This is a genomic window from Stappia sp. WLB 29, from assembly GCF_023507705.1.
Taxonomy (GTDB): Bacteria; Pseudomonadota; Alphaproteobacteria; order Rhizobiales; family Stappiaceae; genus Stappia.
Genome location: NZ_JALBGD010000015.1, coordinates 1 through 20413 on the forward strand (window position 1 = coordinate 1; position 20413 = coordinate 20413).

Here is a 20413-nt window from a genome sequence, read left to right on the forward strand (position 1 = left end):
GTCCGGGGTGACGGCAGAGGGGATGCGAAGTCGCACCTTCCCGCAGCCAATGGTCGCACCCGACTTGACCCTGCACGCGGACAGGGCAGAGTGGCAACGCGCGGGTGCAGGCCCGCGCCGCCGCGATCGGGTGCGGCGCATTCGGGAAACGACAGCTCGGGGAAGGACAGGACGATGGGACAGAGTGCCGGGCCGCTGACGGGGAGCTGCCGCTGCGGGGCGACCACGATCGCGATCACCGCCGATCCGGTGATGACCGCCGCCTGCCACTGTCGGGGCTGCCAGAAGATGAGCTCCAGCGCCTTTTCGCTGACCGCGATGGTGCCGGCCGAGGCGTTTTCCGTCACCGCGGGCGAGCCGGTCAAGGGCGGCATCCAGGGTCCGCAGCTCGACCATTATTTCTGCCCGTTCTGCAAGACGTGGATGTTCACCCGCATCACCGGCTTCGAGGCGGTGGTCAACGTGCGCCCGACCATGTTCGACGACGAGCGCTGGTCGAAGCCCTTCATGGAGACGATGACGGCGGAAAAGCTCGCCTGGGTCGAGCTTCCGGTCGCGCGCAGTTTCACCGGCTTCCCGCAGCCGGAAGAGTTTCCGCAGCTGATCGCCGAGTTCGCGGCGCGCGACAGCGCCTAGCCGACCAGGAAGCGCGAGGGCGAATAGGGCTGCGGGTCGGCCAGCGGCAGCATGTCGGTAACGAGGTCGGCCAGGAGCCGCGCCATCGCCGGGGCCAGCGAGAAACCGTCGCGCATGTGGCCGACGGACAGCCACAGGCCCGGCATGCCGGGCATTTCGCCGACGATGGGCAGTTGGTCCGGCACGAAGACGCGCACGCCCGCGACCGGCAGGTCTTCCACCGCGGATCCGAGCGGCAGCAGCCCCTTGGCGATGGACGCCGCCCGGTGCAGGGCATTGGCACGCACCGGAACGCCGGACAGCGCGCGGGCCGTCGACATCAGCTCCGTACCGCCGACCAGCCGCAGCCCGCGCTCCATCGGCGTCAGCGTGAAGCCGCTCTCCTGATCGGTGACCGGCCGGGTCAGCGACACGCCGGAGACGGCGCGGAAATGGCGATGATAGGTGCGGCAGGCGGCGAGCGGCATGGTCAGCCCGAAGCGCGCAAGCACCGGAGAGATGCCCGCGCCCAGCGCCAGCACCGCGATCGGCGCGCCGACCTCGCCGCGCACGGTGCGCAGCGCATAGCCCCGGCGCGTGTCGAGGAGCGTGGCGGCATCGCCGATCTCCACCTCCCCGCCCCGCTCGCGGAACAGCCGGCCGTAGGCCTTGGTGACGCCGCCGGGCGAGGAGACCGACTGGCTCTCCGGCCAGTAGATCGCCGCCTCTTCCAGCGAGCGCAGATGCGGCTCCAGCCGGACGATCTCGACCGCGTCGAGATCCGCGTAAGGCACGCCGAGAATGCGGGCGAAATGCCGGTCCACCTCGGCGAGCTCGCGCGCCCGCGGCGAGCGCAGCAGCTTGATCCAGCCGGTGCGGCGGAAGAAGCGCAGGGCGCTGGCCGCCCGCGCCAGCGCCAGATGCTCCGCCGCCGCCACCGCCTGCAGCGGCGCGAGCGCGCGGGCCGCCCGCGCCACCGCGGCCGGCTGGGCGCTGAGCCGGCATTCGGCGAAGAAACGGGCAAGGTCGGGCAGCGAGCGCGAATCGATCCCGAAGCCGCGGCGCCGGGTCAGGGCGCCGGCGAGGATGCCCGGCAGGGTCAGCGGCACGACGGGCGGGCAGTAGGCGTCGCGGCCGATCAGCCCGTCATTGCCGCGCGTTGCATCCTCTCCCGGCGCGTCGCGGTCGACGAGAAGCACGCGAAGGCCCCGCCCCTGCAGGTGCAGGGCGGCACTCGTTCCGGTGATTCCGGCGCCAAGGACGATCGCGTCGAAGCTGCGCATACGCTTTTCGACACCGTTCACAATCGCCTTGCAAGTGGAAGACGCTCTCCACGATACTCAACGTCCTGAAATTGTTCCCGCCCGGCGCCGTTGCGGCGCCACGAGCCCTTCCCGGAAAGTGTCCCACATGCCGGCGCTCGCCCTGCCGCTCACCCTCCTTGCCTGGCTCGGCCGCCAGGGCACCCGGGCCGTCGCCATCAGCGCCCTGCTCGGATTGATACTGCCGCCGCTCTCGGCGCTGTTCCGCCCGCTGATCGAGGAAGCGATCTTCGTGCTGCTGGTGCTGGCCTTCCTGCGGGTCGATCCGGTCGCCGTCGTCGCCCATGTCCGCCGGCCGAAACTGGTAGCCCTGTCGCTCGTATGGATGCTGCTCGCCGTGCCGCTGACCGTGGGCGCGCTGCTGCAGGCGAGCGGGCTTGCCGCCCTGCATCCCGACATCGCGCTGGCCGCCTTCATCGTCACCGCCGCCCCGCCGATCATGTCGGCCCCGGCCTTCATCGCGCTGATCGGCCTCGACGGAGCGCTGTCGCTGGCGCTGGTCGGCTGCGGCATGCTGCTGACGCCCCTGACCGCGCCGCTGATCGGCGGGCTGCTGCTCGGCGAGAGCCTGCCCATCGACGCGCTCGCCCTCGGCCTGCGCCTGACCGGGCTGCTCGCCGCCTCCGCCGGCATGGCGCTGCTGATTCGCCGCCTTGCCGGCAATGCCCGCATCGTCGAGGCGAAGGAGCATATCGACGGGCTGAACGTGTTGATCCTGTTCATCTTCGCCGTGGCGGTGATGGACGGCGTCGCCGAGCGGTTCATGGCGGCGCCCCTGTTCACGCTGGCGGTGGCGGCGCTGACCTTCGCGGTGGCGCTGACCCAGATGGGGGTGACGCTGCTGGTGTTCGCGCGGGTGCGGCGCGACCAGGGCTTCGTCATCGGCCACGCGGTCGGCAACCGCAACATGGGGCTGCTGGTCGCCGCGCTGGGCGGCACGCTGCCGGATCTCGCCTGGCTCTATTTCGGGCTCGGCCAGCTGCCGATCTACCTGCTGCCCTGGCTCTTGAAGCCGCTGGCCAACCGCATCGCCGCCGATCAGGCGGAACGTGACCGGGATCACGGCAGCGCCGCGCCCGGCGGCTAGTCTGGCGGGAATCGCAACCCGCACCGGGAGACCGCCCCATGCACCGCCCGACGCCGAAAGCCCTCGCCCTCGCCGCCGCTCCGCTGGGGGCCGCCGCCCTCGCACTGCTTGTGACGCTGGGCACCGCGCCGGCCTTCGCCGCCGACTATGCAAGGGTCGACGTGTTGGGCTTTTCCGCCGATGGCAGCCGCTTCGCCTTCGAGGAATACGGCACGCAGGACGGTTCGGGCTTTCCCTATTCCAACATCTACCTGTTCGACGTCGACCGGGACGCCTGGCTCGGCGGCAGCCCGTTCCGCCGGCTGGACGAGACCGGCGACGCAACGCCCGAACAGGCGGAAGCCGACCTTGCCCGCACCCGCGCGGCCAATCGCGACGAGGCTGGGGACCTGATCTCCTCGGCCGCGATCAGCGGCCATGGCGACACGGTGGCGCACAATCCGCCGACCGAGCGCGGCGCCGACCCGCACCGGATGATCGCATCGACACGCGCGGAAGTGCCGGAGTTCGGGCCGCAGGTGGAGCTGCGGCTGACCGAGCACGCCGTGGAGCGGCCCGCGCGCTGCCCGGACGGCTTCGGCGAGATCAAGGGCTTCCGCCTGACGCTGGCAATCGAGGGCGAGACGCGGGTCCTCAACGACGATGCCCGCCTGCCGCAAAGCCGGGGCTGCGCGCTCGGCTACCGGATCGAGCGGCTGGTGCTGCACCACCCGGTGAACGGGGGACCGGCGTCCTTCGCGGTGATCGTGCTGGTGGAGCAGGTCGGCTTCGAGGGACCGGACGGGCGGCATCTGGCGATCACCGGGCGGCTGTGAGACGAGAGGGAGCGCCCAGCTGGATGCTTGTGGCACCGGGGAGCCTGTGATAGCGGCTTGCGCCAGATCAGCCTCCCACGCCCAGCCATCGGAGCCGCCGCCCATGACCCGCCCCGTCGTCATTGCCCCGTCCATGCTCGCCTCGGACTTCTCCGCCTTCGGAAGGGAAGTGCGCGACGTGGTGGAGGCCGGCGCCGACTGGATCCATCTCGACGTGATGGACGGGCATTTCGTGCCCAATATCAGCTTCGGCCCCGACGTCATCAAGGCGATGCGCCGGCACACCGACAAGGTGTTCGATACGCATTTGATGATCGCCCCCTGCGATGCCTACCTCGAGGCCTTCGCCAAGGCCGGCTCCGACATCATCACCGTGCATGCCGAGGCCGGCCCGCATCTCGACCGCTCGCTGCAGGCGATCCGCGCGCTCGGCAAGAAGGCCGGCGTCTCGCTGAACCCGGCGACGCCGGAAAGCGTCCTCGAATACGTGCTCGACCGCCTCGACCTGGTGCTGGTGATGAGCGTCAATCCGGGCTTCGGCGGCCAGTCCTTCATCCCGGCGATGGTCGACAAGGTCGCCCGCATCAAGGCGATGATCGGCGACCGGCCGATCGACATCGAGGTCGACGGCGGCGTCACTGCGCAGACCGCGCCGCTGGTCGCAAAGGCCGGCGCCAATGTGCTGGTCGCCGGCTCGGCGGTGTTCAAGGGCGAGGGCGTTGCCGGTTACCGCGCCAATATCGAGGCGATCCGCAAGGCCGCCGACGCCGCCGCGGCTTGACCCCCGCCGCCGCGCGGCCGACAGTCGGCGCAATGCGCCGGGCACTGCCGCCCGGCGTAAGAACGGATGGACCTGCCACGTGCGACCGCTCGTCTTCGCCATCGCCTGGGCCGCATTCATCGGCCTGATGGAGACGGCGCTCACCTTCTGGCGCGGCGAGGCCCTGACGGGTCGGTCGGCCGGGGTCGTCGCCGTCTTCACGGTGAGCGCCTTCCTCGGCGCCTTCTGCGCCTGGGGTGTCGCCAGCCTCATGACCTTCCGCCGCCGCAAGGGGCGGCTGCCGGCGCGCTTTGCCGCCATGATCCTGTCGCTGACGCTCGGCACCGCCGGCTTTTGCGCCGTGTTCTTCTTCCTGCAGCTGCGCTCCTATTACTCGGAATGGCACACCAGCACGATCTCCATGCAGATGTTCTGGGAGTTCGCCTTCACCGGCGCCTCGACCAGCTACATCTTCGCCGTGATGGGCGCCCGCCCGCTGCTGCCTTTCGCCTTCCTGCCGATGCTGGCCTTCTCGTGGTACTTCGCGCGCATTGAGCCGTCGCGCCGCGTCTGATAAGGAGCCGGCACACCCGCCGCTGCCCGAGAAGGACACCCGCATGATCCCGCGCTATTCGCGGCCCGAAATGGTCGCAATCTGGTCTCCCGAGACGAAGTTCCGCATCTGGTTCGAGATCGAGGCCCATGCCTGCGACGCGCTCGCCGAGATCGGCGTCATCCCCAAGGAGGCCGCCCGCACGATCTGGGAGAAGGGCGGGGCCGCCACCTTCGACGTCGCCCGCATCGACGAGATCGAGCGCGAGACCAAGCACGACGTCATCGCCTTCCTGACGCACCTGGCCGAGATCGTCGGCCCCGACGCCCGCTTCGTGCACCAGGGCATGACCTCGTCCGACGTGCTGGACACCTGCCTGAACGTGCAGCTGACCCGCGCCGCCGATCTGCTGCTCGCCGATATCGACGCGCTGCTGGCCGCCCTCAGGCGCCGCGCCTTCGAGCACAAGGACACGGTCTGCATCGGCCGCTCGCACGGCATCCATGCCGAGCCGGTGACCTTCGGCCTGAAGATGGCCGAGGCCTATGCCGAGTTCGACCGCTGCCGCACGCGCCTGATCGCGGCGCGCGCGGAAGTCGCCACTTGCGCCATTTCCGGCGCCGTCGGCACCTTCGCCAATATCGATCCGCGCATCGAGGAACACGTCGCCGAGGCGATGGGCCTGGCCGTCGAGCCGGTCTCCACCCAGGTGATCCCGCGCGACCGGCACGCCATGTTCTTCGCGACGCTCGGCGTCATCGCCTCGTCCATCGAGCGCGTGGCGACCGAGATCCGCCACCTGCAGCGCACCGAAGTGCTGGAGGCGGAGGAGTATTTCTCGCCGGGCCAGAAGGGCTCCAGCGCCATGCCGCACAAGCGCAACCCGGTGCTGACCGAGAACCTCACGGGCCTTGCCCGCATGGTCCGCGCCTATGCGATGCCGGCGATGGAGAATGTCGCCCTGTGGCACGAGCGCGACATCTCGCACTCCTCCGTGGAGCGGATGATCGGCCCGGACGCCACCGTGACACTCGACTTCGCGCTGGCGCGGCTGACCAATGTCATCGACAAGCTGGTGGTCTATCCCGAGCGCATGCTGGCCAATATGAACCGCCTCGGCGGCCTGGTGCACTCGCAGCGCATCCTGCTGGCACTGACCCAGGCCGGCACCTCGCGCGAGGACGCCTACCGCCTGGTCCAGCGCAACGCCATGAAGGTCTGGGACAGCTACCAGAAGGACGGCAGCGCCGATGTCGACTTCCTGGAGGAGCTGCTGAACGACGCCGACGTGCGCGCCGCCCTGTCGGAAGAGGAGATCCGCTCGCGCTTCGACCTCGGCTACCACACCAAGGCCGTCGGCACGATCTTCGACCGGGTGTTCGGCAAGGCCTGACATCCGCGCGTTGAGGCGGGGCCGGATCTCGGCCCTCGCCCGCCCCGTTGCGCAACCGGAATCAAAGCCATGAAGATCGCCGAGACCGATATCCTGCTGCTGCCCGGCTACGGCGACACGCCGGCCGGCCACTGGATGCACCGCTGGTGCGAGAAGATGCCGACGGCGCGCATCGTCGCCCAGCGCAACTGGTTCCAGCCCGTGCTGAAGGAATGGATCGACGCCCTGAAGGACGCGGTTGCCGCCGCCGAGCGCCCGGTGGTGCTGGTCGGCCATTCGCTCGGCTCGATCACCGCGGTCCATGCCGCCCATGGCCACGGGCTCGATACGGACAAGATCAAAGCCGCCTTCCTGGTGGCGCCGACGGACCTGAACCGCGCCGAGCCGAAGCCCGCCTTCGACGCAGCCCAGTTCCGCGCCGTGCCGAAGGGGCCCCTGCCCTTCCACGCCAGGGTGGTGGCCAGCCGCACCGACCCCTATTGCGCCTATGAGGTGGCCCAGCAGATGGCACGGGACTGGGGCGCGCATTTCCAGGATGCGGGCGATGCCGGCCACATCAACCTGGAAAGCGGCCACGGCCCCTGGCCGGAAGGCCTGATGTCCTTCGCCTATCTGATGAAAGACCTGTAAGGGGTCTGCTTGCGCCGCGCGTCGTCCTGATCTGAAATTCGTCCCACGTCACGGCGTCCCTGCCATCGGGCATCCGGGTTTCTCCGGGTCCTCGCTTGGCAGACGCGCCCGCCGTTGATATGGACGTTTCCCGAAAATACAGGTTCGGGGCGAGTTCGACGCGAGCAGGGCTCGTCCGGGCTGCAGGACCTTCCCGCATTGCAGCGGCATCATCCGACGACCGCGTGCATCTCACGATTTCGGAAAAGACATTGCGATGAAAACCCACAAGGCCTTTTTGCGTGCCGCACTTCTGATTTCGATTCCGATGGTCCTCGCCGGCTGCGGTCCGAGCAAGGAAGTGCTGCAGCAGGAGCGGGAACTGTTCGCGCAGGCGCGCGACCGGCAGAGCAGCTGCGGCAACACCGAGAACGATTCACCGGCGGCACGCGCCATCGTGGAAAAGGACCGGCTGCGCGGGCTGACGCGCTACACGGAAGCCGATGCGCAGGAGATGATGACCGACCGCACCGACGTCTCCTACATGCCCGGCCACGGCACGCAGATCTCCTACACCTCCGCCGACGGCCGCGCCTGGCTCTGGTATCCGGGCAATCCCCGCATCCTGGAGGGACGCTGGAAGCTGGACGACAGCAAGGACCTTCTTCAGGTCTGCTACGACTACGGCCCCGGCACCCGCAACCCGACGATGAAGGACGCACCCTCCGGCTTCCAGTGCGGCAGCTTCCACAACCAGAACATCTTCACGCTCGACACAAAGCGCGGCGACGTGTTCGGCCTTGCGACCGCCAAGGTCTTGAAGCCGCTGCCGCGCGATGCGGCCAAGCCCTATTTCCCCGGCTGCGCGCCGGCGAGAAAGCCGCTGCTGAAGAACGGCAAGCCGCCGCTCGACAACCTGCAGAACGACCTCAAGAGCTATATCGGCCGCGCCTGAGCCTGAAGCGCGACCTCCCGCGCGGCACGCGAATGCTCGCACTGATGTCGCCGCATCTCATGGGCTGCTCCTCGAAGGAATTCCACGCATGAAAACGCCGCCCGGCTGACAACCGGGCGGCGCTTTCGAAGACAACCGGAAACGGAAGAGCGTCAGTCGAGCTCGGCGAGCCGGGCCTTCGCAATCTCAAGCAGCATCGACATCTCGATGCCGTGAGAGATGAAGCGGAAGCCCATGTCGCGCGCCGACTTCGCATCCGCCGCATTGTTGCAGAAGATGCCGGCGATCTTGCCGGCGGCGCGGGCGCGCTTTGCCACGTCGGCGGCGATGGTCTGCACCTTCTCGCTGCTGGGGTTGAGCTCGCGCCCCTCCGACAGGGTCAGCGACAGGTCGCCCGGGCCGATGAAGACGCCGTCGAGGCCTTCGACGGCGAGCATCTCGTCCAGCGCATCCAGAGCGGCCGGCGTCTCGATCATGGCGAAGGCGACCGTCTCCTCGTTTGCGGAGGCGAGATACGCGGCCGGCGTCAGGCCCTGCAGCATGGCCGCGCGATGCGGGCCCCAGCTGCGGACGCCGACGGGAGGAAACTTGCTCGCCCCGACCAGCGCCAATGCGTCCTCCACCGTGTTGACCATCGGCATGATCACCGCCTCCGCGCCGAGATCGAAGGCGCGGCTCACGGTGGCGAAGTCGTCGACCGGCGGACGCACGACGGCGTGGGCACCGCCGAGGCGCGCGGCGGCAATCCCATCGCGGATGGAGGCGATGTCGTGGGCGCCGTGCTGCATATCGAGCGTCACCGCACCATACCCCGCACGGCCCAGCAGCTCCGCCATCGCCGGCACGGCCAGGGTCGACCAGGCGGTGATCACGGTCTCGTCGGCGCGAAGGCGGGCGGCAAGGGAAGGAGCGGAAGCGGTCATGGCGGGGTTTTCCGAAATGGCAGGGTGGGAAGGACCCGCAACCGGGCCCGGTGGGCGGCGGACCGCAGCTGGCGCGGCCCGCGATGTTTCAAAAAGCGCAAAGGGCAATTCGGGAGGCGAAACGCGAAAGGGGCAGCGTGTCCGCGCTGCCCCTTCGTATCGCCTCAGCCTTCGTTCTGGATCTGCTCAACCGCCTGATGCAGCAGCTCGTCCATGGTCCGACGGATCTGGTGGTCCGACTGGTTGACGCCGGCATCGTCGAGATCCTTGCGGATCTTGCGGAACACATCCTCGTCGCCCGGCTCCTCGAAATCGGCGCGGACCACTTCCTTCGCGTAGTCCTGGGCCTTGTCGGCATCGAGCCCCAACTTTTCCGCGGCCCACAGGCCGAGCAGCTTGTTGCGACGGGCCACCGCCTTGAAGCGCAGCTCCTCGTCGTGGGCGAACTTGGATTCAAAAGCCTCCTCGCGACGGTCGAAGGTGCTCATGCGTCAGTCTCCTGCCTTCTAGCGGTGGCGCCCTCGGGCGCTGAAATCGGTTGCGGCGCCGCCATCATATGGGGATCCGATGCGCCCTTGCATATCCTTCGCGACACACCAAATCAACGCGTATCGGTCGCATCCCGCCCGCTCGTCCCGACATCGCCCCGCGAGCAGGCCGAACGCCGGAAAATCTCTTCAGCGGCTTCATTGTACTTTACGGGGCGATCGTGTAGGTTCCGCGCCATCGAGCGGGGGGCCGAAAGCGCATCTGCCGTTCTCGCGCCCTTCCGATGACCGTCCCGGGTCCGGCCACGGCCGAACGAGACACTGTCCGACAAAGGGCACGGGACCGCAGTCAACCGGAGCATCTCCGCCAGTTATGGATTTTCTTTCTCAAACACGGTACGTGCCTATGAACCGCCGCAGGCGCATTTACGAGGGCAAGGGCAAGATCCTCTACGAGGGCCCGGAACCCGGTACGCTCATCCAGCACTTCAAGGATGACGCAACTGCCTTCAACGCCAAGAAGCACGAGATTGTCGATGGCAAGGGGGTCCTGAACAACCGGATCTCCGAGTACATCTTCAACCATCTCAACGCGATCGGCATCCCGACCCACTTCATTCGCCGGATGAACATGCGCGAGCAGCTCATCCGCGAGGTCGAGATCATCCCGCTGGAAGTGGTGGTGCGCAACGTCGCCGCCGGCTCGCTGTCCAAGCGCCTCGGCATCGAGGAAGGCACGCAGCTGCCGCGCTCGATCATCGAGTTCTATTACAAGAACGACGCGCTCGACGATCCGATGGTCTCCGAGGAGCACATCACCGCCTTCGGCTGGTGCTCGCCGCAGGAGATGGACGACATCATGGCGCTGGCCATCCGCGTCAACGACTTCCTGACCGGCCTGTTTCTGGGCGTCGGCATCCGTCTCGTCGACTTCAAGATCGAGTGCGGCCGGCTGTGGGAAGGCGACATGATGCGCATCGTCGTCGCCGACGAGATCTCGCCGGACAGCTGCCGCCTGTGGGACATCCAGTCCAACGAGAAGATGGACAAGGACCGCTTCCGCCGCGACCTCGGCGGCATGCTGGAAGCCTACCAGGAAGTGGCCCGGCGCCTCGGCATCCTCAACGACAACGACCGGCCGAACGGCACCGGTCCGGTGCTCGTGAAGTAAGATCGCCGGGCGCTGCGCTCGACGGAACAAGGAAAGCCCCGACCGGAAACGGCCGGGGCTTTCGGCTTTTCAGGCAAGCCTTGCAGCAAAGGTCAGGTGCGGTTGATCGAGACGCCGCCGTCGACCAGCATCGCCGTGCCGGTGGTGAAGCTGGAGGCCGGCGAGGCGAGGTAGAGCGCGGTCCCGGCGATCTCCTCGGGCGTGGAAATGCGCTTGAGCGCATGCAGGCTCTCCACGAAGGCGAGCGCCTCCGGCGTCGACGCCGCCTCCCGCCCCATCGGCGTGTCGATGCCGCCGGGCAGGATCGCGTTGACCCGGATCCCCTTCGCACCGAACTCGGCCGCCAGCACCCGCGTCAAGCCGACGAGCCCGGCCTTGCTGGCGCCATAAGCCGCCATGCCCGGCAGGCCGACGGACTGCCCGACGATGGTCGAGGTGAAGATCAGCGAGCCGCCGCCGCGTTCCTCCATGGCGGCGATCTGGTATTTCGCCCCGAGGAACCCGCCGGTCAGGTTGGTGGCGAGCACCGTGTTCCAGTCAACGAGCGACAGGGACGGCGCCGGCCCCATGGGGCCGATCATACCCGCATTGTTGAAGGCGATGTCGAGCCCGCCGAAGCGGTCCTTCGCCAGATCGACCAGCGCCCTGGCATAGTCCTCCTCCTGCACGTCGCCGGCCAGAACCGCCGCCCGGCCGCCTGCCCGCTCGATCTCCCCGGCAACCTCCTCCAGTTCGCCCCGGCGCCGCGCGCCGAGAACGACCGCGCAACCTTCCGCGGCGAAGAGCCGCGCTGTTGCGGCTCCCAACCCGGAGCTCGCCCCGGTGATGATTGCGACCCTGTCTTCCAGTATCGGCATGAAACCCTCCATCGCCGTTGCAATGGCAGGCTTGGTAGGCGGGGAAGAAGGGCCGCGACACCCGATAGCAGATTGAGCGAAACGCGGGTCCGAACGGAGAAAGCAGTCCCTGAAACGCGTCCAGGCATTGCAAAGCGCACAAAAGCCCCTTCCTTCCGCGCGGCCGTCGCGCTAGAAGCGGGCCAACTGCCCAGCCGGCGGACGCCAACGCGCGCCGGCGCCGATTTGCGGAGACATTCCCCGATGAAAGCACGCGTGACCGTTACCCTGAAGTCCGGCGTCCTCGACCCGCAGGGCAAGGCGATCGAGGGTGGCCTTGCCGCGCTCGGCTTCGCCGGCGTCGACAGCGTGCGCCAGGGCAAGGTCTTCGATCTGGAGATCAGCGGCCGCAGCGCGGACGCCGCGCGCGCCGACCTCGCCGCCATGTGCGAGAAGCTGCTCGCCAACACGGTGATCGAGAACTACGACATCGAGATCCTCTAAGGGGATCGCCCGCAACGCGGGCAGCGAGACGCGGGAGGCCGGCATGGACGATGACAGCGCCAGGGTCCTGCGTTTCCTGCTGATCAAGGCAGCGGTCTTCGTCGCCCTGCCGGCCGCGCTGGCGCTCGCCGCCGCGCTGTTCCTGGTGTGAACCGAAAGGGAGCTCTCCCGCCATGAAGTCCGCCGTCGTCACCTTCCCCGGCTCGAATCGCGAGCGCGACATGATGCATGCGCTGGAGCTGGTCTCCGGCCGCAAGCCCGAAGCCGTGTGGCATGCCGACACCAGCCTGCCGGATGTCGATCTGGTGGTGCTGCCGGGCGGCTTTTCCTACGGCGACTACCTGCGCTCCGGCGCCATCGCCGCGCGCGCGCCGGTGATGGATGCGATCCGCGCCTTCGCCGCCCGTGGCGGCCTGGTGCTCGGCGTGTGCAACGGCTTCCAGATGCTGACCGAGGCAGGGCTGCTGCCGGGCGCCCTGATGCGCAATGCCGGCCTCACCTTCGTCTGCCGCGAAGTGCTGCTGGAGACCGCCTCCACGGCCAACCGCTTCACCGCCGGCATGCGCAAGGGCGAGACCTGGCGCTGCCCCGTCGCCCATCACGACGGCAACTATTTCGCCGATGCGCAGACCATCGCGCGGCTCGAGGGCGGGGATCGCGTCGCCTTCCGCTATGCGAGCGGCACCAACCCGAACGGCTCGGTCAACGACATCGCCGGCATCACCAACGAGGCCGGCAACGTGCTCGGCATGATGCCGCACCCGGAAAACTACGTCGACGCGCAGCAGGCGAGCACCGACGGGCGCGCCTTCTTCGAGAGCATCTGCGAAGCCTTCGCCGCCGCCTGATCCAGGCGGCGAGAGACGGGAGACGACCGATGAGCCGTGCCGCCTCCGCCTCTCCCTTCAAGGCTGAGGAAAAGGCGGAACTCGCCCGCCGGCTGCGCGACTATCTGCGCGACGAACTCGGCGCCGAGGCCGGCATGCTGGAGACCGAGGCCTTTCTCGACTTCATCGCCGCCGAGATCGGCAACGCCTTCTACAATCGCGGCCTGTTCGATGCCCAGGCGGCCATCGCCGCCCGGCTGGAAGAGGCGACGGACGCGGTCTACGCGCTGGAAAAGCCCACCCGCGCGTGACCGCTCGGCGGCTGGCCGAACTGGCGCGAATAGGCTCGGCTGAAGGCCGAGGCGCTGGAAAAGCCGACGCGGCCGGCAACGCTCTTCAACACCCCTCCCCGCTCGATCTCCTGCCGCGCCAGGCACAGCCGCCAGGCCTGCAGATAGGCGCCCGGCGTCTGGCCGACGATCCGGCGAAAACCGGTGGCGAAGGCCGTGCGCGACATGCCGCAGACCGACGCCAGATCCTCCAGCCGCCAGCGCCGCTCCGGCGCCTCGTGCATGGCGACCAGCGCCAGCATGATCTGCGGATGGCCGAGGCCGGCGATCAGCCCGTCCCGCGCCTGCCCGGTCTCGATGGCATGGCGCAGGAAGCGGATCACCACGATCTCGCACAGCCGGTCGACGATGGCCTTGCCGCCGCAGCGCGGGCTGGTCACCTCCTCGTGCAGCACGGCGGCAACCGCCGCCAGCGCCGGCGCCTCGGCAAGATCGATGCAGACCTCTTCCGGCAGCGCGGTGGCGAGCGGCGAGCCCGGCCCGCCGAGATCGACCCGCGCGGCGACCGCCACCGGTCCTTGCAGCCGGCAGGCCTCGCGCGTGCCGTCGACGCGGAACACCAGCCGCCGCAGGGCGAGCGGCTCGGTCTCACCGAGGCTCCCATCCCCCGTCAGCAGCAAATGCGCCGGCTCGCCCGCCGGCAGGGCGGTGCCCAGCACGCAGGCGGAAATGCGGAACCGGTCGATCAGGGCCGACAGCCGGTCGACCCGCCCTTGCGGCATGCTGGCACCGTTCATTGAACTCTCGATCATTAAAATCGGACTGTCCTTTTCCTTTCATACATTAGCTTGGCACGGCCAACAAGGATGGCCGGCGACGACCGCCCGCCCAAGAGTTCAGCGAAAGGACAAGGATGTCCCTCATTCCCCGCCAGCAGGTTCCCGCGCTCGCGCTGGAGACGCTCTCCCATGGCCGCCTCGACCTTGCCGCGGAGAGGCCGGACTTCGCGACGCTCGTCGTCTTCTACCGCGGCCTGCACTGCCCGATCTGCGCCGCCTACCTGAAGGAGCTGGAACGCCTGACGCCGGCCTTTGCCGAGCGCGGCGTGACGACGCTGGCCCTGTCGTCCGACGACAGGGAGCGGGCAGAGGCGATGGCGGAGAAGATCGGGGCGCAGGCCCTGCGCATCGGCTACGGCCTGCCGCTGCAGGTGGCGCGCGACTGGGGGCTGTATGTCTCGGCCGGGCGCGGCATGACGTCCATCGGCATCGAGGAGCCGGAGCTCTTCTCCGAGCCGGGCGTGTTCCTGGTGCGCGCCGACGGCACGCTCTACTTCGCCTCGGTGCAGACGATGCCTTTCGTGCGCCCGCATTTCCAGGAGATGGTCGGCGCGCTCGATTTCGTGCGCAAGAACGATTATCCGGCGCGCGGCGAATACACCGGCGCGGTCTGAGAAGCAGGTTTTTACTGCCCGGTGATGAAGCGCAAGGCGCCCGGCTCGACCGTAACGTCGAGCCGGCTCGCCGACATCGGCTCGCCGTCGAGGTTGATCGCCAGATCCTCCTCGGCCTCGATGGTCAGCCGGGTGAAGCTCGCCTTGCGGGCATAGCCGTCGAACTGGCTGTCGGCCTCGCGCAGAAGGCCGGACAGGAGCGTCACCAGATGCTCCGCCTCCGGCTGGGGAAACAGCGTCAGGTCGAGGAGGCCGTCGTCGACGCGCGCATCGGCACATAGCGGCACGCCGCCGCCCGCCAGCCGGCCGTTGCCGATGGCCATGGCGATGAAGTCGCCCTCCCAGGAAAACCCGTCGGCGCTGAACGAGGCGTGCATCGGCGCCAGCTCGCCGATCCGGCTGGCGCCGGCAATGAGATAGGCAGCACCGCCGAGCAGCCGCTTGGCGCGCGGATCGGTCTCGCGGGTGATGCGGGTGACGGAGCCACCGCTCGCCACATTGACGAAGACCCTCCCGTTGATGCGCCCGACATCGATGGGGCGCGGCGTTCCGGTTGCGCAAAGCTTCAGCGCGGCGACCAGATCGGCGACCGGCAGGCCGAGCCCGGTGGCGAAGTCGTTGGCCGTGCCCAGCGGCAGCACGCCGAAGGCGCAGTCGGTCGCAGGATCGGCCTCCAGCGCCGCCGCGACCACCTGGTTGACCGTGCCGTCGCCGCCGCCGGCGACGATCACCTGCGGCCGCTCGTCCGGATCGCGCCGCACGGCCTCCTGCGCGAACTGCGTCGCATCGTCCCCGTCATAAGTCACCCTGACATGCAGTTCGTGGCCTTCGGCCCGCAGCCGCTCGACGGCCTCGCGCACATCCTCGCGCTGGGAAGACTTGCCGTTGAGGATCAGCAGGAGACGACGCATGCGGATGTTCCGTTCTGGTGTGGCAGAGGCAAGGGCTGCGGCGGAAGGAAGCGGATGACCGAGGATCGGGAGCATAAAGGCAAGCCTTGTGATACATGGGAACGCCGAAGGAGCATGTCTACAATTCCCTTTGGCCCTCCGGTTTGCTAAACGGGCGGCATCTTCCGCTTCCAAGGTTGCAGGCCCCCATGATCCCCAACGACATCGCCATCACTCCGGAACTCGTCGAGGCGCACGGCCTCAAGCCGGACGAGTACGAGCGCATTCTGGCCTTGATCGGGCGGGAGCCCACCTTCACCGAACTCGGCATCTTCTCGGCCATGTGGAACGAGCACTGTTCCTACAAGTCGTCGAAAAAGTGGCTGAAGACCCTGCCGACCACCGGTCCCCGCGTCATCCAGGGCCCGGGCGAGAATGCCGGCGTGGTCGATATCGGCGACGGCGAGGTCGTGGTCTTCAAGATGGAGAGCCATAACCACCCCTCCTATATCGAGCCCTACCAGGGCGCGGCGACCGGCGTCGGTGGCATCCTGCGCGACGTCTTCACCATGGGCGCACGGCCCGTGGCGGCGATGAACGCGCTGCGCTTCGGCGCGCCCGAGCACCCGCGCACGAAGCATCTGGTCTCCGGCGTCGTCGCCGGCGTCGGCGGCTACGGCAACTCCTTCGGCGTGCCGACCGTCGGCGGCGAGGTCGAGTTCCACGCCCGCTACAACGGCAACTGCCTCGTCAACGCCTTCGCCGCCGGCATCGCCCGCGCCGACGGCATCTTCCTGTCCAAGGCCGAGGGCGTCGGCCTGCCGGTCGTCTATCTCGGCGCCAAGACGGGTCGCGACGGCGTCGGCGGCGCCACCATGGCTTCGGCGGAGTTCGACGAGACCATCGAGGAGAAGCGCCCGACCGTGCAGGTCGGCGATCCCTTCACCGAGAAGTGCCTTCTGGAAGCCTGCCTGGAGCTGATGGCGACCGGCGCGGTCGTCGCCATCCAGGACATGGGCGCGGCCGGCCTGACCTGCTCGGCCGTGGAAATGGGCGCCAAGGGCAATCTCGGCATCACGCTCGACCTCGACGCGGTGCCGGTGCGCGAAGAGCGCATGACCGCCTACGAGATGATGCTGTCGGAGAGCCAGGAGCGCATGCTCATGGTGCTGAAGCCCGAGAAGGAAGACGAGGCCAAGGCGATCTTCCGCAAGTGGGGGCTGGACTTCGCCATCGTCGGCATGACCACCGACACGCTGCGCTTCATCGTCAACCACCAGGGCGAGACCGTCGCCGACCTGCCGATCAAGGAGTTGGGCGACGAGGCGCCGGAATACGACCGTCCGTGGGTGGAAAGCCCCAAGCGCGAGGTGCTGGCCGCCGGCACCATTGCCGAGCCGGACGACTATGCCGCCGCCCTGCTGACGCTCGTCGGCAATGCCAACGGCGCCTCGCGCCGCTGGGTCTACGAGCAGTACGACACCCTGGTGCAGGGCAACACGCTCGCCTCCCCGGGAGGCGATGCCGGCGTCATCCGCGTCGGCACCGGGGGCAAGGCACTGGCCTTCACCGTCGACGTGACCCCGCGCTATGTGGAGGCGGACCCCTTCGAAGGCGGCAAGCAGGCCATCGCCGAGTGCTGGCGTAACCTGACGGCTGTGGGCGCCGAGCCGCTGGCCGCGACCGACAACCTGAACTTCGGCAATCCGGAGCGACCCGAAATCATGGGTCAGTTGGTCGGGGCCATCAAGGGCATCGGCGAGGCCTGCCGCGCGCTCGACTTCCCCATCGTCTCGGGCAACGTCTCGCTCTACAACGAGACCAGCGGCGAGGGAATCCTGCCGACCCCGGCTATCGGCGGCGTCGGCCTGCTGCCGGATCTCTCCCGCCGCGCGGCCGCGGCCTTCGCGAGCGAGGGCGACGTCATCGCGGTGATCGGCGGCCACGGCACGCATCTGGGCCAGAGCGCCTATCTGCGCGATATCCTGGGCCGCGAGGAAGGCGCGCCGCCCCCGGTGGATCTGGCCGCCGAGCGCCGCCGCGGCGACTTCGTGCGCGAGTTGATCCGCGCCGGCCGCGTCACCGCCGTCCACGACATCTCCTCCGGCGGCCTCGCCGTGGCGCTGGCCGAGATGGCCATGGCCGGCGCCAAGGGCGCGCGGGTCAAGGTGCCCGCCCCGGCCCATGCGGCCCTCTTCGGCGAGGACCAGGGCCGCTACGTGCTGACCTGCAGCGCCGAGGAAGCCGCCTCCGTGCTGGAGGACGCGCTGGATGCGGGTTTCGAGATCGTCGAGATCGGCCGGGTCGAAGGCAGCGATTTGACGGTTGAGGACATTCTCACCATATCCGTTGCAAAGCTGCGCGAGACCCACGAGACTTGGTTCCCGCACTACATGGCGGGCGCCTGAGCGCCCGTCCTCAAAACTTTCAGGGCATCGGGGCAGGCCGCCGGCTCGGGCCGCCCCGGAGAGGGAAGGACGGAACGCATGGCAATGCAGGCGCGCGAGATCGAGGCTCTCATCAAGGAAGCCTTGCCCGATGCGCAGGTTGAAATCCGCGATCTCGCCGGCGACGGCGACCATTACGCCGCGGTGGTGATCTCCTCGGCATTCCAGGGCAAGACGCGGGTGCAGCAGCACCAGATGGTCTACCAGGCGCTCAAGGGCAACATGGGCGGGGAGCTGCACGCGCTCGCCCTGCAGACCAGCGCTCCCGAGTGATCCCCGGCGGGGCACCGGGCAATCCACGGTCGCCGGACCTTGACCCGGCAGAACGAAAGGACAGTGACATGAGCATTCAGCAGTGGATCAAGAACGAAGTCGACAGCAACGACGTCGTGCTGTTCATGAAGGGCACCCCGACCTTCCCGCAGTGCGGGTTCTCCGGTCAGGTGGTGCAGATCCTCGATTACGTCGGCGTGCCCTACAAGGGCATCAACGTGCTGGAGGACGACGAGCTGCGCCAGGGGATCAAGGAGTTCTCCCAGTGGCCGACCATCCCGCAGCTGTATGTGAAGGGCGAGTTCGTCGGCGGCTGCGACATCGTGCGCGAGATGTTCCAGAACCAGGAACTGCAGTCGCATTTCGCTGAAAAGGGCATCCCGACCCGCCAGTCGGCCTGATCGAACAGGTTAATAAATGGTTAATAAAGGGCGGATCGAAGTCGATCCGCCCTTTCTTTTTGCGAAATTTGTCGACTAGGCAAATTTTGCCGAATCACTCACGATGAATACCCGATGAACACGCATTTCAGGCTAGGATCAGTGAAGGGGTGCTAGTCCTCGGTTGTACAGGGGTTCCCGTCACCGAAAGGAACGACAGATGCGGATCGCAAAGCTTGCCGTTGCCGGTATCGCCCTCAGCCTGGGGCTCGGTCTTGCGACCGTAGCGCAGGAATCGGATGCAGGGCTCCGCCGCATCTCCTGCGTGAACCTCACCGTCTTCGCGCCCTCCGCCAGCGGCCTCAGCGACGCCGATACCTGCCGCGCCCATGGCGGGCTTGCGGCAAAGGGCGCGGCGGAAGCCTCCGCCGCCCTCGTCATTCTGGTGCGCAACCAGCCCGCCGGCTTCGACCGCGGACTGACCATGGCCAGCAACGGATCGTAGCCGCTTCCCCGCAGCTCAGCCCGATCCGTATTTCCGGGCAGCGTCGAGGGCAAGACCCGCCCCGACGCTGCCGAACACGTCGCCCTGCACCACGCGCGCGCCCGGCAGCAGGCCGGTCAGCCGCTGCCGCACGAAGGGCACGGACGCCGAGCCGCCGGTCAGGAACACCGAGGAGATGTCGCCGGCCGCAACGCCCGCATCCGCCAGACAGGCCGACAGCGCCCCTTCCACGCCCGCGACCGCCTGGCCGATGGCCCCGATCAGGTCGGCCCGCGACACGTCGACATCGAGCGCCCCGCCGCGCAGCGGGAACGCAAGCCGGTGGAGTTCCTCGTGCGACAGGGCGATCTTCGCGGCCTCGACCGCGCCGGCCAGCGCATGGCCCTGCCGCTCCGACACCACCGCCATCAGCCGCTCGACCAGTTCCGGCCGGGCCGCGTCCTGCCGCAGCTCCTTCAGCCGCGTGTCGATCTGCGGGGCGTAGAGGAAGTTGATCCGATGCCAGGTGGCGAGCTCGAAATAGGCCCAGTTCGGCAGGTCGCGGCGCGGGTCGCGCGAGCGGGTGCCGTAACCGAGCTCCGGCATCACCCGGGCAAGGCTCAAGAGCCGGTCGAAATCCGTGCCGCCAATGTGAATGCCGGTGCTGGCGAGAATGTCCTCGCGCCGGTCCGTCTTCGCCCGCCGCTCCGGCGACACCCGCACCACCGCGAAATCCGAGGTGCCGCCGCCAAGGTCGACGATCACCGCCAGCTCCTCGCGCGTCACCGCGCGCTCGTAGTCGAGCGCCGCCGCGATCGGCTCGAACTGGAAGGCGACGGAGGAAAAGCCGGCCTTGCGGGCGATCGCCTCCAGTTCCGCCTCGGCGCGCCGGTCGGCCTCGTCGTTCTCGTCGACGAAACGCACGGGACGGCCGAGCACCACCTCCTCGAAGGCGTGGCCGGCGGCCTGCTCGGCCCGGTGCTTCACCTGCGACAGGTAGAGGCCGATGATTTCGCCGAAGGTCCAGCGCTGCGCCCGGATCGTCGTCTTCTCGGCCATGGTGCTGGAGCCGAGGACGCTCTTCAGCGCCCGCATCAGGCGCCCCTCGATGCCTTCCACATAGGTCGCGACCGCATCGCGCCCGAAGCGCACATGCGAATCCTCGAAGGAGAAGAAGATCGTGCTCGGCAGCACGACGCTGTCCCCCTCCAGCGGCAGCAGCCGCGCCGTGCCGTCCCCCTGGAGCAGCGAGGCGGTGGAGTTGGAGGTGCCGAAGTCGATGCCGCAGGGGCGAAGGCTGGTCATGGTCGGATCCGGGTCAGGTCGCGCCGCGGCGGG

General features: G+C 68.5%; 25 protein-coding genes. 18 read left to right on the forward strand and 7 right to left on the reverse strand.

What is annotated here, in order from left to right:
• Positions 1-174: 174 nt before the first annotated feature.
• Entirely contained in the window at positions 175-636 is a 462-nt protein-coding gene (locus MNI96_RS20285; RefSeq protein ID WP_249696132.1) for a GFA family protein, read from the forward strand.
• Here the strand turns inward: MNI96_RS20285 and MNI96_RS20290 are convergent.
• A complete protein-coding gene (locus MNI96_RS20290; protein WP_249696134.1) occupies positions 633-1898 on the reverse strand; it encodes an NAD(P)/FAD-dependent oxidoreductase in 1266 nt (421 codons plus the stop codon). The two genes, MNI96_RS20285 and MNI96_RS20290, sit on opposite strands and share 4 nt — an antisense overlap.
• Positions 1899-2025: 127 nt before the next feature.
• Here MNI96_RS20290 and MNI96_RS20295 point away from each other — a divergent pair, with 127 nt between their 5' ends.
• From MNI96_RS20295 to MNI96_RS20325, 7 genes are all read left to right on the forward strand, one after another.
• Positions 2026-3024 (forward strand): sodium:proton symporter, encoded by a 999-nt coding sequence (locus tag MNI96_RS20295; protein WP_249696136.1) that lies wholly within the window; start codon positions 2026-2028, stop codon positions 3022-3024.
• 38 nt (positions 3025-3062) lie between these two features.
• Positions 3063-3839: a DUF2259 domain-containing protein gene (locus MNI96_RS20300; protein ID WP_249696138.1), complete on the forward strand. Its 777-nt coding sequence runs from the start codon at positions 3063-3065 to the stop codon at positions 3837-3839.
• 103 nt (positions 3840-3942) lie between these two features.
• Positions 3943-4620, forward strand: coding sequence for a ribulose-phosphate 3-epimerase (rpe, locus tag MNI96_RS20305; protein WP_249696140.1), 678 nt, complete (start codon positions 3943-3945; stop codon positions 4618-4620).
• A 79-nt stretch (positions 4621-4699) separates the two neighbouring features.
• Entirely contained in the window at positions 4700-5173 is a 474-nt protein-coding gene (locus tag MNI96_RS20310) for a hypothetical protein (RefSeq protein WP_249696142.1), read from the forward strand.
• A gap of 43 nt (positions 5174-5216) precedes the next feature.
• Positions 5217-6545 carry an adenylosuccinate lyase gene (gene purB / locus MNI96_RS20315; protein WP_249696144.1) on the forward strand — a complete coding sequence of 443 codons (1329 nt, stop codon included), beginning with the start codon at positions 5217-5219 and terminating at the stop codon, positions 6543-6545.
• Positions 6546-6614: 69 nt separating this feature from the next.
• A complete protein-coding gene (locus MNI96_RS20320; protein WP_249696146.1) occupies positions 6615-7175 on the forward strand; it encodes an RBBP9/YdeN family alpha/beta hydrolase in 561 nt (186 codons plus the stop codon).
• 256 nt (positions 7176-7431) lie between these two features.
• Positions 7432-8109, forward strand: coding sequence for a hypothetical protein (locus MNI96_RS20325; RefSeq protein ID WP_249696148.1), 678 nt, complete (start codon positions 7432-7434; stop codon positions 8107-8109).
• 152 nt (positions 8110-8261) lie between these two features.
• On the opposite strand, the gene MNI96_RS20330 is transcribed toward MNI96_RS20325, so the two are convergent.
• Positions 8262-9032, reverse strand: a complete 771-nt coding sequence (locus MNI96_RS20330) for an HpcH/HpaI aldolase family protein (protein WP_249696150.1) — start codon at positions 9030-9032, stop codon at positions 8262-8264.
• 164 nt (positions 9033-9196) lie between these two features.
• Entirely contained in the window at positions 9197-9520 is a 324-nt protein-coding gene (locus MNI96_RS20335; RefSeq protein ID WP_249696152.1) for a DUF1476 domain-containing protein, read from the reverse strand.
• Between the two features lie 373 nt (positions 9521-9893).
• On the opposite strand from MNI96_RS20335, the gene purC reads away from it, so the two are divergent.
• Positions 9894-10691: a phosphoribosylaminoimidazolesuccinocarboxamide synthase gene (purC, locus tag MNI96_RS20340; protein WP_249696154.1), complete on the forward strand. Its 798-nt coding sequence runs from the start codon at positions 9894-9896 to the stop codon at positions 10689-10691.
• Between the two features lie 92 nt (positions 10692-10783).
• Here purC and MNI96_RS20345 read toward each other — a convergent pair whose 3' ends face one another.
• On the reverse strand, positions 10784-11548 hold the full coding sequence (locus MNI96_RS20345) for an SDR family oxidoreductase (protein WP_249696156.1): 765 nt from the start codon (positions 11546-11548) through the stop codon (positions 10784-10786).
• 243 nt (positions 11549-11791) lie between these two features.
• Here MNI96_RS20345 and purS point away from each other — a divergent pair, with 243 nt between their 5' ends.
• Genes purS through MNI96_RS20365 form a run of 4 tightly spaced genes read left to right on the forward strand, consistent with a single transcriptional unit; the run spans position 11792 to position 13169 of the window.
• Positions 11792-12031, forward strand: a complete 240-nt coding sequence (purS, locus tag MNI96_RS20350; RefSeq protein WP_249696158.1) for a phosphoribosylformylglycinamidine synthase subunit PurS — start codon at positions 11792-11794, stop codon at positions 12029-12031.
• A 43-nt stretch (positions 12032-12074) separates the two neighbouring features.
• Positions 12075-12182 (forward strand): phosphoribosylformylglycinamidine synthase-associated small membrane protein, encoded by a 108-nt coding sequence (locus tag MNI96_RS20355; RefSeq protein WP_249696159.1) that lies wholly within the window; start codon positions 12075-12077, stop codon positions 12180-12182.
• Between the two features lie 22 nt (positions 12183-12204).
• Positions 12205-12879, forward strand: a complete 675-nt coding sequence (purQ, locus tag MNI96_RS20360) for a phosphoribosylformylglycinamidine synthase subunit PurQ (protein ID WP_249696160.1) — start codon at positions 12205-12207, stop codon at positions 12877-12879.
• A 29-nt stretch (positions 12880-12908) separates the two neighbouring features.
• Positions 12909-13169, forward strand: a complete 261-nt coding sequence (locus MNI96_RS20365; RefSeq protein WP_249696161.1) for a DUF2164 domain-containing protein — start codon at positions 12909-12911, stop codon at positions 13167-13169.
• Here MNI96_RS20365 and MNI96_RS20370 read toward each other — a convergent pair.
• On the reverse strand, positions 13139-13960 hold the full coding sequence (locus MNI96_RS20370) for a helix-turn-helix transcriptional regulator (protein ID WP_249696162.1): 822 nt from the start codon (positions 13958-13960) through the stop codon (positions 13139-13141). The genes MNI96_RS20365 and MNI96_RS20370 overlap by 31 nt on opposite strands.
• A 101-nt stretch (positions 13961-14061) precedes the next feature.
• Between MNI96_RS20370 and MNI96_RS20375 the strand changes: the two genes are divergently transcribed.
• Positions 14062-14601 carry a peroxiredoxin-like family protein gene (locus MNI96_RS20375; RefSeq protein WP_249696163.1) on the forward strand — a complete coding sequence of 180 codons (540 nt, stop codon included), beginning with the start codon at positions 14062-14064 and terminating at the stop codon, positions 14599-14601.
• An 11-nt stretch (positions 14602-14612) separates the two neighbouring features.
• Here the strand turns inward: MNI96_RS20375 and yegS are convergent, their stop codons facing one another.
• Positions 14613-15512 carry a lipid kinase YegS gene (yegS, locus tag MNI96_RS20380; protein WP_249696164.1) on the reverse strand — a complete coding sequence of 300 codons (900 nt, stop codon included), beginning with the start codon at positions 15510-15512 and terminating at the stop codon, positions 14613-14615.
• Positions 15513-15700: 188 nt separating this feature from the next.
• Between yegS and purL the strand changes: the two genes are divergently transcribed.
• The 4 genes from purL to MNI96_RS20400 all read left to right on the forward strand — a co-directional run bounded on the left by purL (position 15701) and on the right by MNI96_RS20400 (position 19096).
• A complete protein-coding gene (purL, locus tag MNI96_RS20385; protein WP_249696165.1) occupies positions 15701-17899 on the forward strand; it encodes a phosphoribosylformylglycinamidine synthase subunit PurL in 2199 nt (732 codons plus the stop codon).
• A 78-nt stretch (positions 17900-17977) separates the two neighbouring features.
• Positions 17978-18211 carry a BolA family protein gene (locus MNI96_RS20390; RefSeq protein ID WP_067216905.1) on the forward strand — a complete coding sequence of 78 codons (234 nt, stop codon included), beginning with the start codon at positions 17978-17980 and terminating at the stop codon, positions 18209-18211.
• 68 nt (positions 18212-18279) lie between these two features.
• Positions 18280-18612: a Grx4 family monothiol glutaredoxin gene (gene grxD / locus MNI96_RS20395; protein ID WP_249696166.1), complete on the forward strand. Its 333-nt coding sequence runs from the start codon at positions 18280-18282 to the stop codon at positions 18610-18612.
• A 199-nt stretch (positions 18613-18811) separates the two neighbouring features.
• The gene (locus MNI96_RS20400) at positions 18812-19096 is read left to right on the forward strand and encodes an antitermination protein (protein ID WP_158193038.1); all 285 of its coding nucleotides are present in this window, start codon (positions 18812-18814) and stop codon (positions 19094-19096) included.
• A 15-nt stretch (positions 19097-19111) separates the two neighbouring features.
• Here the strand turns inward: MNI96_RS20400 and MNI96_RS20405 are convergent, their stop codons facing one another.
• A complete protein-coding gene (locus tag MNI96_RS20405) occupies positions 19112-20380 on the reverse strand; it encodes an Hsp70 family protein (protein ID WP_249696167.1) in 1269 nt (422 codons plus the stop codon).
• Between the last annotated feature and the right edge of the window lie 33 nt (positions 20381-20413).

Bases quoted from the DNA above. Each gene is read 5' to 3' on its own strand.
- yegS (WP_249696164.1), bottom strand. From the start codon at position 15,512: ATGCGTCGTCTCCTGCTGATCCTCAACGGCAAGTCTTCCCAGCGCGAG.
- MNI96_RS20345 (WP_249696156.1), bottom strand. From the start codon at position 11,548: ATGCCGATACTGGAAGACAGGGTCGCAATCATCACCGGGGCGAGCTCC.
- purB (WP_249696144.1), top strand. From the start codon at position 5,217: ATGATCCCGCGCTATTCGCGGCCCGAAATGGTCGCAATCTGGTCTCCC.
- purS (WP_249696158.1), top strand. From the start codon at position 11,792: ATGAAAGCACGCGTGACCGTTACCCTGAAGTCCGGCGTCCTCGACCCG.
- rpe (WP_249696140.1), top strand. From the start codon at position 3,943: ATGACCCGCCCCGTCGTCATTGCCCCGTCCATGCTCGCCTCGGACTTC.
- MNI96_RS20375 (WP_249696163.1), top strand. From the start codon at position 14,062: ATGTCCCTCATTCCCCGCCAGCAGGTTCCCGCGCTCGCGCTGGAGACG.
- MNI96_RS20355 (WP_249696159.1), top strand. From the start codon at position 12,075: ATGGACGATGACAGCGCCAGGGTCCTGCGTTTCCTGCTGATCAAGGCA.
- MNI96_RS20320 (WP_249696146.1), top strand. From the start codon at position 6,615: ATGAAGATCGCCGAGACCGATATCCTGCTGCTGCCCGGCTACGGCGAC.
- MNI96_RS20405 (WP_249696167.1), bottom strand. From the start codon at position 20,380: ATGACCAGCCTTCGCCCCTGCGGCATCGACTTCGGCACCTCCAACTCC.
- MNI96_RS20335 (WP_249696152.1), bottom strand. From the start codon at position 9,520: ATGAGCACCTTCGACCGTCGCGAGGAGGCTTTTGAATCCAAGTTCGCC.
- purC (WP_249696154.1), top strand. From the start codon at position 9,894: ATGGATTTTCTTTCTCAAACACGGTACGTGCCTATGAACCGCCGCAGG.
- MNI96_RS20370 (WP_249696162.1), bottom strand. From the start codon at position 13,960: ATGATCGAGAGTTCAATGAACGGTGCCAGCATGCCGCAAGGGCGGGTC.
- MNI96_RS20300 (WP_249696138.1), top strand. From the start codon at position 3,063: ATGCACCGCCCGACGCCGAAAGCCCTCGCCCTCGCCGCCGCTCCGCTG.
- purQ (WP_249696160.1), top strand. From the start codon at position 12,205: ATGAAGTCCGCCGTCGTCACCTTCCCCGGCTCGAATCGCGAGCGCGAC.
- grxD (WP_249696166.1), top strand. From the start codon at position 18,280: ATGAGCATTCAGCAGTGGATCAAGAACGAAGTCGACAGCAACGACGTC.
- MNI96_RS20290 (WP_249696134.1), bottom strand. From the start codon at position 1,898: ATGCGCAGCTTCGACGCGATCGTCCTTGGCGCCGGAATCACCGGAACG.
- MNI96_RS20295 (WP_249696136.1), top strand. From the start codon at position 2,026: ATGCCGGCGCTCGCCCTGCCGCTCACCCTCCTTGCCTGGCTCGGCCGC.
- MNI96_RS20400 (WP_158193038.1), top strand. From the start codon at position 18,812: ATGCGGATCGCAAAGCTTGCCGTTGCCGGTATCGCCCTCAGCCTGGGG.
- MNI96_RS20365 (WP_249696161.1), top strand. From the start codon at position 12,909: ATGAGCCGTGCCGCCTCCGCCTCTCCCTTCAAGGCTGAGGAAAAGGCG.
- purL (WP_249696165.1), top strand. From the start codon at position 15,701: ATGATCCCCAACGACATCGCCATCACTCCGGAACTCGTCGAGGCGCAC.
- MNI96_RS20330 (WP_249696150.1), bottom strand. From the start codon at position 9,032: ATGACCGCTTCCGCTCCTTCCCTTGCCGCCCGCCTTCGCGCCGACGAG.
- MNI96_RS20390 (WP_067216905.1), top strand. From the start codon at position 17,978: ATGGCAATGCAGGCGCGCGAGATCGAGGCTCTCATCAAGGAAGCCTTG.
- MNI96_RS20325 (WP_249696148.1), top strand. From the start codon at position 7,432: ATGAAAACCCACAAGGCCTTTTTGCGTGCCGCACTTCTGATTTCGATT.
- MNI96_RS20285 (WP_249696132.1), top strand. From the start codon at position 175: ATGGGACAGAGTGCCGGGCCGCTGACGGGGAGCTGCCGCTGCGGGGCG.